Annotated in this window: 14 protein-coding genes; 6 read left to right on the top strand and 8 right to left on the bottom strand. The window is 70.9% G+C overall.

Going from position 1 to position 12251, the window contains the following annotated elements:
- Positions 1 to 91 precede the first annotated feature (91 nt).
- Positions 92 to 1168 (top strand): flavin-containing monooxygenase, encoded by a 1077-nt coding sequence (locus LHJ74_RS25275; RefSeq protein ID WP_260220512.1) that lies wholly within the window; start codon positions 92 to 94, stop codon positions 1166 to 1168.
- A gap of 12 nt (positions 1169 to 1180) precedes the next feature.
- Here LHJ74_RS25275 and arsB read toward each other — a convergent pair whose 3' ends face one another.
- Together arsB and LHJ74_RS25265 are read right to left on the bottom strand one after the other, a co-directional pair.
- Positions 1181 to 2341 carry an ACR3 family arsenite efflux transporter gene (arsB, locus tag LHJ74_RS25270; protein ID WP_375546834.1) on the bottom strand — a complete coding sequence of 387 codons (1161 nt, stop codon included), beginning with the start codon at positions 2339 to 2341 and terminating at the stop codon, positions 1181 to 1183.
- Entirely contained in the window at positions 2338 to 2673 is a 336-nt protein-coding gene (locus tag LHJ74_RS25265) for an ArsR/SmtB family transcription factor (protein WP_260220511.1), read from the bottom strand. The genes arsB and LHJ74_RS25265 overlap by 4 nt, the downstream gene beginning before the upstream one ends.
- An 89-nt stretch (positions 2674 to 2762) precedes the next feature.
- On the opposite strand from LHJ74_RS25265, the gene LHJ74_RS25260 reads away from it, so the two are divergent.
- Positions 2763 to 3206, top strand: a complete 444-nt coding sequence (locus LHJ74_RS25260) for an arsenate reductase ArsC (protein WP_260220510.1) — start codon at positions 2763 to 2765, stop codon at positions 3204 to 3206.
- A gap of 22 nt (positions 3207 to 3228) precedes the next feature.
- Here the strand turns inward: LHJ74_RS25260 and LHJ74_RS25255 are convergent, their stop codons facing one another.
- On the bottom strand, positions 3229 to 3549 hold the full coding sequence (locus LHJ74_RS25255) for a winged helix-turn-helix transcriptional regulator (protein ID WP_260220562.1): 321 nt from the start codon (positions 3547 to 3549) through the stop codon (positions 3229 to 3231).
- 341 nt (positions 3550 to 3890) lie between these two features.
- On the opposite strand from LHJ74_RS25255, the gene LHJ74_RS25250 reads away from it, so the two are divergent.
- Both LHJ74_RS25250 and LHJ74_RS25245 read left to right on the top strand, forming a co-directional pair.
- The gene (locus LHJ74_RS25250; RefSeq protein ID WP_260220509.1) at positions 3891 to 4490 is read left to right on the top strand and encodes a hypothetical protein; all 600 of its coding nucleotides are present in this window, start codon (positions 3891 to 3893) and stop codon (positions 4488 to 4490) included.
- 193 nt (positions 4491 to 4683) lie between these two features.
- Positions 4684 to 6360: a serine/threonine-protein kinase gene (locus LHJ74_RS25245; RefSeq protein ID WP_311203346.1), complete on the top strand. Its 1677-nt coding sequence runs from the start codon at positions 4684 to 4686 to the stop codon at positions 6358 to 6360.
- 130 nt (positions 6361 to 6490) lie between these two features.
- On the opposite strand, the gene LHJ74_RS25240 is transcribed toward LHJ74_RS25245, so the two are convergent.
- A complete protein-coding gene (locus tag LHJ74_RS25240; RefSeq protein WP_260220508.1) occupies positions 6491 to 6871 on the bottom strand; it encodes a DoxX family protein in 381 nt (126 codons plus the stop codon).
- A gap of 190 nt (positions 6872 to 7061) precedes the next feature.
- Here LHJ74_RS25240 and sigJ point away from each other — a divergent pair, with 190 nt between their 5' ends.
- Positions 7062 to 7997 carry an RNA polymerase sigma factor SigJ gene (gene sigJ, locus LHJ74_RS25235; RefSeq protein WP_260220507.1) on the top strand — a complete coding sequence of 312 codons (936 nt, stop codon included), beginning with the start codon at positions 7062 to 7064 and terminating at the stop codon, positions 7995 to 7997.
- Between the two features lie 118 nt (positions 7998 to 8115).
- Here the strand turns inward: sigJ and LHJ74_RS25230 are convergent, their stop codons facing one another.
- Both LHJ74_RS25230 and LHJ74_RS25225 read right to left on the bottom strand, forming a co-directional pair.
- Entirely contained in the window at positions 8116 to 8913 is a 798-nt protein-coding gene (locus LHJ74_RS25230; protein WP_260220506.1) for a DJ-1/PfpI family protein, read from the bottom strand.
- Entirely contained in the window at positions 8910 to 9905 is a 996-nt protein-coding gene (locus LHJ74_RS25225; RefSeq protein ID WP_260220560.1) for a GlxA family transcriptional regulator, read from the bottom strand. Before LHJ74_RS25225 ends, LHJ74_RS25230 begins: the two co-directional genes overlap by 4 nt.
- Before the next feature lie 151 nt (positions 9906 to 10056).
- Here LHJ74_RS25225 and LHJ74_RS25220 point away from each other — a divergent pair, with 151 nt between their 5' ends.
- Positions 10057 to 10488: a hypothetical protein gene (locus tag LHJ74_RS25220; protein WP_260220505.1), complete on the top strand. Its 432-nt coding sequence runs from the start codon at positions 10057 to 10059 to the stop codon at positions 10486 to 10488.
- A gap of 111 nt (positions 10489 to 10599) precedes the next feature.
- On the opposite strand, the gene LHJ74_RS25215 is transcribed toward LHJ74_RS25220, so the two are convergent.
- The gene (locus tag LHJ74_RS25215; RefSeq protein WP_260220504.1) at positions 10600 to 11472 is read right to left on the bottom strand and encodes an amidohydrolase family protein; all 873 of its coding nucleotides are present in this window, start codon (positions 11470 to 11472) and stop codon (positions 10600 to 10602) included.
- A 131-nt stretch (positions 11473 to 11603) separates the two neighbouring features.
- Positions 11604 to 12215 (bottom strand): dihydrofolate reductase family protein, encoded by a 612-nt coding sequence (locus LHJ74_RS25210; protein ID WP_260220503.1) that lies wholly within the window; start codon positions 12213 to 12215, stop codon positions 11604 to 11606.
- Between the last annotated feature and the right edge of the window lie 36 nt (positions 12216 to 12251).

Here is a 12251-nt window from a genome sequence, read left to right as displayed (position 1 = left end):
GTTTCGACATCCGTCGATGACTTGTGCCTTCAGCATCCCACCTGTATTGATGTACGTCAACATAGACATTCATCGAAACAGGAGTCCGTTCATGAGGGAACAGTTCGAGGTCGCGGTAATCGGCGGCGGGCAGTCCGGCCTGGCCGCCGCCCATGCGCTGCTCCGGGAAGGGCTGCGGCCGGTGGTCCTGGAGGCATCCGGGCGCCCGGCCGGTTCCTGGCCCCGCTACTACGACAGCCTCACGTTGTTCTCGCCAGCCCGCTACAGCGCCCTGCCGGGTTCGCCCTTCGGAGGGGACGGCGACCGCTACCCGCACCGCGACGAGGTCGTCCACTACCTCACCCGTTACGCGGACCAGCTGGACGTCGAGATCCGTACGGACACACGCGTCGGCACCGTCGAGCCGGACGGTCCCGGCTTCACCCTCCGTACGTCCGACGGGCGCAGCATCGGCGCGGCCGGAGTCGTCGCGGCCACCGGTGCCTTCGCCAGACCCCTGCGCCCCGCGCTCCCCGGCGCGGCGGACTTCACCGGCGAGCTGCTGCACGCCGCCGGCTACCGCAACCCCGAGCCGTACGCGGGCAAGCGGATCGTCGTGGTGGGCGGCGGGAACTCGGCCGTCCAGATCGGCCACGAGCTGGCGCAGTCGGCCCGGGTGACCCTCGCCAGCCGCAGCCCCCTGCGGTTCCTCCCGCAGATACGCGAGGGCAGGGACCTGCACCACTGGCTGACGACCACCGGCTTCGACCAGCTGCCTCCCGCATGGCTCGCCCATTTCGTCGACGCCACCCTCGTGCTGGACGACGGCCGCTACCAGGCGGCCCTGGAGACCGGCCGCCTGGTGCGGCGGCCGATGTTCACCGCCCTCGAAGGCGATGAGGTGGTCTGGGCCGACGGCACCCGGGAGCAGGCCGACGCCGTGCTGCTCGCCACCGGGTACCGGCCAAGTCTGAGCTGCCTGGAGCCGCTCGGCGCGCTGGACGCCGACGGCGCCCCCCTGCACAGCGGCGGGATCTCCCTCACCCGTCCCGGCCTCGTCTACCTCGGCCTGGAGTTCCAGCGCTCCTTCGCCTCCAACACCCTGCGCGGGGTCGGCCGGGACGCCCGCCATGTCATCTCCGCGCTGGCCGCCCATGTCCGCGGGGCCCCGGCCGCGGCCGGCTTCTGACGCCGACGGTGCTCACCGGTGTTCCCCGGAGGCCGCCGTGACGAGCGCATCCGGGTGGAACCTGCGGCGCCAGGCCAGTGAGACGTAGACCAGACCGATCAGTACGGGCACCTCGATCAGCGGCCCGACGACGCCGGAGAGTGCCTGGCCGGAGGTGACACCGAAGGTGGCGATGGCGACAGCGATCGCCAGTTCGAAGTTGTTGCCCGCGGCGGTGAAGGCGAGCGTGGCGGTGCGGTCATAGGCGAGACCGATCGCCTTGCCCAGTGCGAAGGACCCGAACCACATGACCGCGAAGTAGACGAGCAGCGGCAGCGCGATACGGGCCACGTCCAGCGGCTGCGAGGTGATCGTCTTCCCCTGGAGGGCGAAGAGGAGGACGATGGTGAACAGCAGTCCGTAGAGCGCGAACGGCCCGATCCGGGGCAGGAAGTTCTCCTCGTACCTCACCCGGCCCATGGACTTCTCCCCGTAGCGGCGGGTCAGGAACCCGGCGAGGAGCGGGACGCCGAGGAAGATGACGACGTTCAGGGCGATCTTCCACATCGAGATGTCGAGCTGCTCGCCGTCGCCCAGGCCGAGCCAGCCGGGCAGCAGATCGAGGTAGAGCCAGCCCAGCAGCCCGAAGACGAGCACCTGGAAGACGGAGTTGAGGGCGACCAGCACGGCCGCCGCCTCACGGTCGCCACAGGACAGGTCGTTCCAGATGATCACCATGGCGATGCAACGGGCCAGCCCGACGATGATGAGACCAGTGCGGTATTCGGGCAGGTCGGGCAGGAAGGTCCAGGCGAGCGCGAACATCACGGCGGGCCCGACCAGCCAGTTGATCACCAGCGAGGAGATCATCAGCTTCCGGTCGCCGGTGACGGCGTCGAGCCTGTCGTAGCGGACCTTGGCGAGTACCGGGTACATCATGATCAACAGCCCGGCCGCGATCGGCAGCGAGATGCCGCCGATCTCCACTTCGGCCAGCGCGTCGTTGAGGCCGGGGATCAGTCGGCCCAGGCCCAGTCCGAGCGCCATGGCGGCGAGGATCCACACGGCCAGGAAGCGGTCGAGGGTGGAGAGCTTGCCGACGACTCCCGCTGCGGGATCGCTCCCGCCTCCCTTCAAGGCGTCGCTTCCCGCGCCGGTGGGCGCCGCGCCGGGTTCGGCTTCGGTGCTGGTCACGGGCAGGGCCTCTTCCGGTCTGTGGCGGCGGTGGTGCGCGCGGTCTCGGCCAGTGCGGTGAAGGAACCGGCGAGAGTCGCCAGTACGTCCGGCCGCAGCTTGTAGTACGTGAACCGGCCGCACGGCTCGGTGTCCACGACGCCCGCCTCGCGTAGCACCCGCAGGTGATTGGAGAGGTTCGTCTGCCGCGCACCGGTCTCCTCCACCAGATGGGTGGTGCAGAGCGTCTCGCGGGCGAGCAGGGTCACGATCTGGAGCCTGAGCGGGTCGGCGATCACGCGGACGAGTTCCGCGTCCGGTGGGATCAGTTCAGTTTTGGCTGATGTCATCATGGGCTGATATTCTCACACATCACTGCTGCGTGATGCCAGCGACCGCTGACGTCGCGCGGGGAGCGCGGCCCTCGACGAAAGAGACCCTCATGTCCGACCCGCTTGCCTCCGGTCCGTCCCTCCCCGCCAGGCCGTCCGTGCTCTTCGTGTGCGTCCACAACGCGGGCCGCTCCCAGATGGCCGCCGCCTGGCTGACCCACCTGGCCGGAGACCGCGTGGAGGTGCGCTCCGCCGGCTCCGCCCCGGCCGACCAGGTCAACCCGGCCGTCATCGAGGCGATGCGCGAGGTCGGCATCGACCTCACGGCCGAAACCCCGAAGGTCCTCACCGCGGACGCCGTCCGCGCCTCGGACGTCTGCGTGACCATGGGCTGCGGCGACGCCTGCCCCGTCTTCCCCGGCAAGCGCTACCTCGACTGGCAGCTGTCCGACCCGGCAGGCCGGGGCGTGGCAGCCGTCCGCCCCATCCGCGACGAGATCCGGACCCGCATCGAAACCCTGCTCACCGAAATCGCCCCGAACCCTCCCGCCTGACCATGCCGTCGGCGCCCCTGGTTCAGTCGTCGGTCCGGCTCCGGTCGTAGTGGGTCTGGGCGGCAATGACGGTGGGCATTCGGGCTTCGAGGTGGCCGATGAGGTCGAGGAGCTTGGCGGCCGTGGTCGTGCCCAGGTCGGTGAGCTGGTACTCGACGCGTGGGGGCATCACGGCGTGGACGGTGCGCTGGACGAAGCCGTCGCGCTCCAGGGACTGCAGGGTCTGGGACAGCATCTTCTCGCTCACGCCGTCGACGCGGCGGCGCAGGGCGTTGAAGCGTGCCGGCCCCTGGTGAAGACCGGCCGGCACCAGTACGCCCCAGCGCCCGGTGAGGTGCTCCAGGACCGGCCGGGAGGGGCAGTCGCCCCCTCACGCCCTCCTCGGCCGCCCCGCCCGGCCGCTCGCCGCCGCCGTCGCCACCGTCGAAGACCCGCCGACTGAGACGGCAGGCTGCGAGGGGCGCACGAAGGAGCGGGCACCTTTCCTTCCGCGGTCTCCCCACGCCCCCGCGTCGAGCCGCGCGCCCCCTGGTTGCTCCCCGCACGCCCGCCTCATCCCTGAAGCAGGGGGTATGACGCCCCCATCGTGGCCACGGGGAGCAGGGGCGAGTCGGCTGATGCCCGTGGGCGCGGCGTCCGCTTCCACCGGACGCATCGACGATCCGGCGAAAGGCTGGAAAGCCCATGGGATCAGCATGTCTGTCACCGTCTCGCAGGTACGGGCCGCGAACTGCCCGGCTCCGGCGCACCGTTGCCGTCGTCGGCAGCGTGCTCTGCCTGCTCGGCCTTCCGATGACGGCCGCGGCCCCCGCCGCCCTCGCGGCCCCCGCGACCCACGCCGCCGATGACTCCTCGGCCCTGCTGCTGTGCCACGGCACGGTGAACGTCTCCTACGATCCCCCGCTGACCTACATCCCCAAGCCGACCACGGTTTCCGCCACGGAGGACTTCAACTACTGCCCCACCGGCGGTGTCACCGGAGGTTCCGCCTCCGCCTCCTACGAGACCACGTCAGGCTGCACCTCGCTCCGCCTGTTCGTGGTCTCCAGCACTACGTACCACTGGGATTCGGGCCAGACCAGCGTGGTCACCTACACGACGACGGCGATCGAGCGGCTGCTGAACGGTACGGTCCTGGTCACCGAGCAGGGCACGGTGACCAGCGGTTTCGGTGAGGGAAGAACGGCGGTCTACCAGATGGTCCTGCCTCAGCTGGATCTCCTGGCCTGCGTGAGCGGCGGGGTGGACGAGCTGACCGGGAGCGAGGTGCTGACCTTCGTCTGAACGAACCGTCAAGACCGACCGACGGCCCGGCACCGCGGCACACGCGGATGGCACTTCGTCTCGCCCCCCGAGTGTGGAGAGCCGGTGCGGTGTCCGGGAAGATGTGGTCGCTGCGCGGGCGATCGACCGAGAGTGGGAAGCCACGACGGTCTCGACCGGATCGTCCGCGGAACGACGAGGAGCGGGGAAGGCGTTGTCGGGCACGGGGATTGAGGCGGGAAAGGCCGGGCCGGGGCAGTTCGTCGGGGGACGCTACCGACTGCTGGAGCGGATCGGCAGCGGCGGCATGGGGACGGTGTGGCTGGCCGAGGACCCTCTCCTCGGCCGGCAGGTGGCGCTGAAGCAGATGCATGCCCCGCGCGAGGGGATCGGCCCGGATGAGGCGACCTCGTACGAGCGAACGCGGCGTGAGGCGCGCAGCGTTGCCCGCATCAGCCACCCGAACGTGGTCGTTGTGCACGATGTCGTCGACCACGAGGGGCTGCCGTGCATCGTCATGGAGTACGTCCCTTCCCGCACGCTCAGCGGCGTACTGGAGCAGGACGGCCCTGTGACCGCTGACGAGGCCGTGCGGATCGGGCAGGGGATGATCGGGGCGCTGCGGGCCGCGCACGCCGCCGGGGTCCTCCACCGGGACGTCAAACCGGGCAACGTGCTGCTCGGCGCGGACGGGCGTGTGGTCCTGACGGACTTCGGCATCGCGGTGGCCACCGGCACCTCTTCCCTCACCCGGACCGGCGAAGTCATCGGGTCCGTGGACTACCTGGCACCCGAGCGTCTCCGCGGCGGACCGCCCGCCGCCGCCTCCGACCTGTGGGCGCTCGGCGCCACGCTCTACGCAGCGGTCGAGAGCCGGCCGCCCTTCCAGCGGGACACCGCCATGGGGACCGCCTATGCGATCACCGCCGACCCGCCGCATCCCGCAGCCCGCGACACGGCACTGAACCCGCTCATCGCGCAACTGCTGGAGAAGGACCCGGCGGGCCGGCCCTCGGGGGAGGACGCCGAGGCGTGGCTGCGGGCCCTGGCGACGCCGGCGGCCGGTGCGTACACCACCGCACCGGAGAGCCCGTCCGCACGGGGGCCGGGCCTTCAGCCGGGCCCGGTCCGAACGGACCCGGCCGCCCCGGCCGCGCCAGCCGCCCCGGCCGCCCCGACACCCCGGCCGCGCACCGGCCGCCGCTGGGGAGTGTGGGCGGCCGCCGCCGTCCTGGTGGCCGCGGCTGCGGCCGGGACCGCCTTCACGGTGCTGGACCACGAGGACGGCGGCGGCAAGGGCCCGTCGGCCGGTGACCAACCGGGCCGCGAAAGCCCGGAGCACGAACCTGGCCGGGAAAGCCCAGACGCACCGGGCCAGGAGAACCCCGCCGACAAGCCGGGCGGGGAGAGTGACACGCCCGTCTCCCCCTCCCCGCTGCCTGAGGGGTACCACTTCGAGGAGGAGACGGCGTACGGCCTCTCCGTCCCCCTCCCGGACGGCTGGCGCCACACGGACACCGCCGACAGCGACCTCGCCTACACCGACCCGGCGAGGCTGGTCGGCCTGCGGGTCAGCGTCGCCGACCTCGCCGCGGCGGACCAGCTCCAGCGCTGGAAGGATGACCGGGACCAGTCCGTCAGCCAGGGGAAGCTCCCCGGATACAGCGAGTTGCGCATGCAGCGCACGACGTACCGGGGCATGCCCGCAGCGGTCTGGGAGTTCACCTTCCAGGGGAAGGAACGCGCATACCGGGCCATCTACTTGGGCTTCGGCGAACCGGGCGGCAAGGAGTACGCCCTCTACCTCTCCGCCCCGAGCGCCGACTGGGACCAGGACAAGAAGGTCTTCGACCAGGTGCGCGAGAGCATCCGGATCAAGGACGCCGGCTAAGGCGTGCTGTGGAAGTCCCGCCTGTCTCGCGGGGTCCGCCCTCCGGGCGGCCGGCGCTACTTCTCCAACACGCCCTGAGGTCTCTCGTTTGGATCTTGCTGGGCTCGCGCCGCCGCGGGCCCCCGGCGGCTCAGCTGGTGAAGGACTGCGGGCCGAAGCGGCCCCACGCCACGAGGACGGCAAGCGTGAGCACGACCAGGTTCGCCATGACCGACTGGGCCTCCTGACGGCGGAGGTGTGTGATGATCGCGCCGACCATCAGCAACACCAGCCCCACGGCCGCCAGCGGAACCACGACCGGCGCGATGTCGAGCGCGGCGGGCAGGATCAGGCCCACGGCAGCCAGAACCTTGAGGGTGCCGATGACCTTGATGGTGCGAGCGCTGAAGTCGTCGACGAATCCCAGTCCGGAGGCGGCCAGCTTCTCTTTGGGCTGGGCCAGCATCATGGCGCCGGCGACCAGGAAGGCTGTGGCCAGCAGCCCCGCAATGATCCACAGAGCGATGTTCACGGCGTTCTCCTTGCAGGTGTGGTGAGCGACCGGCCCATGCAGCTGAGCTGCCCGTCCGCTGGATGATGTGGGACTCGGCAGTACGACGGCACAACCCCTGGGAGTGTGAGGTGACGCGCGGCCTCACAGTCCGCTGCGATGTTTCGTCGTACTGGTGAGGGCAGCTGCGAGAAAGGGAGTCGTCCACACCATGACCACCCCGTCCGAGCCGGGAGACGGCCGGCTCGATCCGAGTCTGAGCGCGATCATGAGCGAGCGGCGTCAGCTGATCAATCTCGCCTACCGGCTCCTCGGCTCCCTGGCCGATGCCGAGGATGTCGTGCAGGAGACGTACGCCCGCTGGTACGCGATGTCGCCGCAGGGGCGGGAAGCCATCGAATCACCCGCCGCGTGGCTGACGAAGGTCGCCAGCCGCATCTGCCTCGACCTGCTCCGCTCGGCACGAGCCCGGCGGGAGCGCTACGTGGGCGAATGGCTTCCGGAGCCGCTGCCCGCTCACACGGAGTGGGTCAACGGGCGGTCGGGCGGCACCGCGGCCGACCCGGCCGACCGGGTCACCCTCGACGAGTCGGTCAGCATGGCCTTCCTCGTCGTACTCGAATCGATGACCCCCGCCGAGCGCATCGCGTTCATCCTGCACGACGTCTTCCGCTACTCCTTTCCCGAAGTGGCCGAGATCGTCGGCCGTACGCCGGCGGCATGCCGCCAGCTCGCCTCGTCGGCCCGGCGTCGTCTGCGCGCGTCCCAGGCTCCCGCGACTCCACCAGCCCAGCGCGCGGACATCGTCAGAGCGTTCAAGGAGGCATGGGAAGCCAAGGACATCGACGCCCTCATCGGCCTACTCGACCCCGACGCCACGGCGGTCGCCGACGGCGGCGGTCTCGTCAGCGCCCAGGTCCACCCGGCCGAGGGCGGTGAGCAGATCGCGCGGGGCTTGGTCGAATTCCTCCTCAACGCACCCGACCTGCGGTTCCTGGAGCGCACGGTCAACGGCCAGCCCGGTCTGGTGGCACAGCAACAGGGCGTCACCGGGACGGTGATGGCCTTCGACATCGCAGCCGGCCGGATCCGGCGCCTCTGGGCGGTACGCAATCCCGAGAAGCTCCGCCCTTGGACGACGGGCTGACGCGCGTGCTCACGCCGTCTCCGGAGGTATCACCGCAGCGGGGGCGTTTGGCGCCCTCTGCGGACGCCAGGGGTGTCTCCGGTTCCCCGCCCCTCGCAACTGCACGCACCAGAGCCCGTCACCGTTGGGATTCTTCCAGCAGTCGCAGGGCCAGGGCCTTGAGTTCGGGGCCGGCCTGGGCCGCGTTGCCGGAGTCGAACGGTGGGTGTGGGTCGTATTCGACGGCGAGTTGGACGGCACGGGCGGTCGTCTCGTCGGTGAGGCGGGCGGCCAGGTACAGCGCCATGTCGATGCCGGCGGAGACCCCGGCCGCCGTGATGACCTTTCCGTCGTGGACGTAGCGCTCGGGCACATAGGTGACGCCGAACGTGGACTCCAGATAGTCCTTGGACGCCCAGTACGTCGTGGCGCGTTCGCGCAGCAGTCCGGCGGCGCCCAGGATGAGGGAGCCGGTGCATACCGACGTGGTCCACCGCGTGTGCCGGTGGGCTTTGCGCAGAAAGCCGAGGATGGCCGGGTTCTCCATGGCGGCGAGCGTGCCACGATTGCCCGCGCCGGGGACGAGGACGACGTCCAGCCGCCCTGCCTCCGCAAGCGAACGGTCGGCCATGACCGCGGCGTCTCCGGTGTCGGTGCGGACCGGTCCACGTCGTTCGGCGATCATCGTGACCGTCGCGCCGGGCAGCCGGGAGAGGACCTCGGCGGGCCCGGTCGGGTCGAGCAGGCTGAAGCCGTCGTAGAGCAGGATTCCGATGCGTGGGCCGTGCCCCGCCCCCTCCGCGGTGTCGGCGGTGTCGGCAGCGTTCGCCGCCGCTGGGATCCCCAGAGCCAGCCCAGCCGAGGCCAGGGCTACCGCCCCGCCGAGCGCCGCCCGGCGCGTCGTCGCATGTGTCGGGTACTCGTTCGCGTTGGTCATGCTTCCGGAGTCTGCGCGGCGGACCCCGCCCGCGGCGTGGGCATGTCCGGCATCCTGCGGATCCTGTCCCCTGTGACCCCGTAGTGGTCGAGCAATGCCTGCCGCAGCGTCTCCGCCGACCCGAATCCGCACCGGCGGGCGATGGCGGTCAACGGCAGGCCGCTGGAACGCACGAGATGCGCGGCCCCCTCGGTGCGGGCGGCCCGCACGGCCCGTGCAGGCGTCGTTCCGAGGTGTGCCGCGAACAGCCGGGTGAGGTGACGCGCGCTCACTCGGGCGCGAGCGGCCAGCGTCCGGACGTTGAGGTCGTCCGCCAGATGGCCGCTGATGTATCCGAGCAGATCCCGTACGAGCCGGTCGCCGCTCGGCGGGGCGGCCAGAAACATGCTGATCTGCGCCTGGTCAGCGGGCCGGTGAAGGTATGTCACCAGTTCGCGGGCGACCTGCCGTGCCAGGGTCGGGCCGTGGTCGTCCTCGATGAGCGCCAGCGTCAGGTCCAGTGCGCTGGTCACCCCGGCGGAGGTGTAGACGTGACCGTCACGGACGTAGAGCGGCGCGGGGTCGACGGCCACGGCCGGATGGCGGGCGGCCAGGTCGGCGCTGTACCGCCAGTGGGTGGTCACCCGCCGGTGGTCCACCAGCCCGGCGGCGGCCAGTACGAACACCCCCGTGCACACGGCCGCCACCCGCCGGGCCGTGCCCGCCAGTCGTCTCACCTGCGCGCCAAGGTGCTCGTCCACGGCGGCCTTCTCGTGCCCGGCTCCACCCACGACGAGGAGCGTGTCCAGCCTCCCCACGACGTCGGCCAGCCGCCGCCCGCCCGCGACCCCGATCCCCGCCGAACTGCGCACCCCGCGCCCGCTGGCCGTCGCCAGTTCGATGGCGTACGGCGGTGCCGCACCCAAGCTGTTCGCTATGTCCAGCGCACTGCTGGGGCAGGCGATGTCCAGTATCTGCGCATCGTCATAGGCGACGATCACCACCCGACGCATCACCGCGTCGACCTCCCCAGGTGGAAGCCCTCACGGGGGCGTCCACACCGGCAAGTTGACAATGGAGGAGTCCCGCGCGCAAGCGGGAATGTGCCCGGCCGTTGCCAGTGGAGCGCCCTGCTGCTCCGGATCAGCCCCTACGGTGGCGTTCATGACCGGACTTCCCGTTCCTGTGCCGGATGTGCGCGTCCGTGTCCAGTACGTCGGGGCCTGCGGACCGTACGCACACATCGTCGCGCAGTTCGAACCACCCGGCCCGGACGGCGGCTTGGAGTTGCTGAGCGCCGTGCCGGAGGCGCGGCTGCCGGCCGAGTACCTCCCGGCCTTGCGGGAGGGACTGCTGGAGGGGCTTGGCGGGGTGGCGTGCGCGGTACTGATCACGGACGGCACCTTCCACGAGGTGGACTCCAGCGAGTTCGGCTACAAGATCGCGGGGAAGCAGGCGGGCCGGGCCGCGCTCATCGGCGCGGGACTGCTGCCACCGGCGGAGGCCGGCGCTCTGCGCTGGGCGACGTGGCCAGGCCGGCTTCTGCCGCGGGCGAGGCGCCTCCCTCCGTCCGGCTACTCACGCCGGCCTGGGTAGCCTTCGCCGGCGGCCCAGCCCATGGAAGCGGCGCCGGCCCTCGCTGGGGCGCGCGAACCTGCCGGCGAGCCGTGGCATGCCCGGCGATCCGGGGCGTCGTCGCGGCAGTGCCTACAGGCCGAAGAGCCGCGCACCGTTCTCGTAGCAGACCCTGCGCAGCCACTCGTCACCCAGTCCGAGCCGTTCCAGGGCTTCGAGCTGATGCACGTACGGATAAGGGATGTTGGGGAAGTCGGATCCGAGGAGAACGCGATCGCCGAGGCCGGCGAGCCGGCCGAGTTCGGTCGACGGGAAGGGGGTGAAGCGCTCGCTGAAATCCGTGAACACCATTGTCGTGTCCAGGCGTACCTCGTCGTACCGCTCGGCCAGGTCCAGGAAGTCGGTGTACTCCGGCATCCCCATGTGCGCCACGATCAGGGGAAGCCGCGGGTGCCGGGCGAGGAGCCGCCCCACTGGTTCCGGCCCGGTGTGTTTGCCGGGGACGGGACCGGAGCCGCAGTGCATGACCACGGGGACTCCCGCCTCGGACAGCATCCCCCACACGGGATCGAGCAGTTCGTGGGTCGGGTCGTACGCCCCCACCTGCAGATGGGACTTGAAGATCCGAGCACCCGCCTCGACCGCCGTGCGCGCATATTCCTCTACGCCCTCCTCGGGATAGAGGGTGGCCGTATGCAGGCAGTCGGGCGTGCGCGCCGCGAAGCCGGCGGCCCAGTCGTTCAGCCAGCGTGCCATGCCGCCCTTGTGGGGATAGAGCATCGCGGTGAAGGCGCGGACCCCGAACTGCCGCAGCAGCGCGACTCGTTCGGCTTCCTCCTGCCTGTAGGTGATGCCCCACTCGATGCCGGTCGCCGGGCCGACCGCGTCGAAGTACTCCCACACCTTGCGCAGGACCCGCTCTGGCATGAAGTGCGTGTGCACATCGACAAGCCCGGGCACTCCGATACGGCGCCGGAACCCCTCGACAGCTTCGATCTCGTCCACGGGGCCGATTCCTCTCCCTGCCGCCGCGCAGGAGGCCGTACGCGGCGATGGTCACGGCCTCACTGTCACGCAGACGCGCCGTCAGAACAACTCCCTCGCCCGCTCCTCCCGGTCACCGGACGTGGTCGGGGCTACGCCTCGGCCCCGTACGTCCCGTACTGGGGGAGTCCTGTCGATTCGTACACGTGCATCGCCAGTCCGCCCGATGTCGTCCCATTGCGCACGAGCCGCAGGCCGGCCGGGGCGCCGCCGTCCGGGAACAGGCGGCGCCCCCTGCCCACGACCACCGGAGCGATCGCGAGGCGCAGCTCGTCGATCAGTCCGGCGGCCAGCAGGGACTGGGCCAGCCGGGCGCTGCCGTGGATCTGCAGCTCGCGGCCGGGCTGGCGCTTCAGCTCGGCGACCTGAGCGGGGACGTCGCCGGACAGGATCGTCGTCGGGTCCCAGTCCGCCTTGGCCAGGCTGTGGGAGGCGACGTACTTCGGCAGGCCGTTCAAGATGCCGGCGAACGGGTGCTCGGTCATCGTCGGCCAGTCCCGAGCGAAGTTCACGTAGGTACGGCGGCCGAACAGCAAGGCGTCCGCCGTGCCGAGCCAGGTGCCGGCCTGCCGCTCGAACTCCTCGTCCACGTGCGGCACGAACCAGCCGCCCTGGGTGAACCCGTCACTGGTGTCCTCGTCCGGGGCGCCGGGGCCCTGGGAGACGCCGTCCAGCGACAGGAACTCCTGCAGTACCAATCTCATCGCGCACCACTCTCTTCGGCTGGGGTCGTGTCCGCC

This window comes from Streptomyces gossypii, assembly GCF_025165795.1.
Taxonomy (GTDB): domain Bacteria; phylum Actinomycetota; class Actinomycetes; order Streptomycetales; family Streptomycetaceae; genus Streptomyces; species Streptomyces gossypii.
Note: the sequence above shows the minus strand (reverse complement) of the source record. Positions and strands in the feature narration are given on the sequence as shown.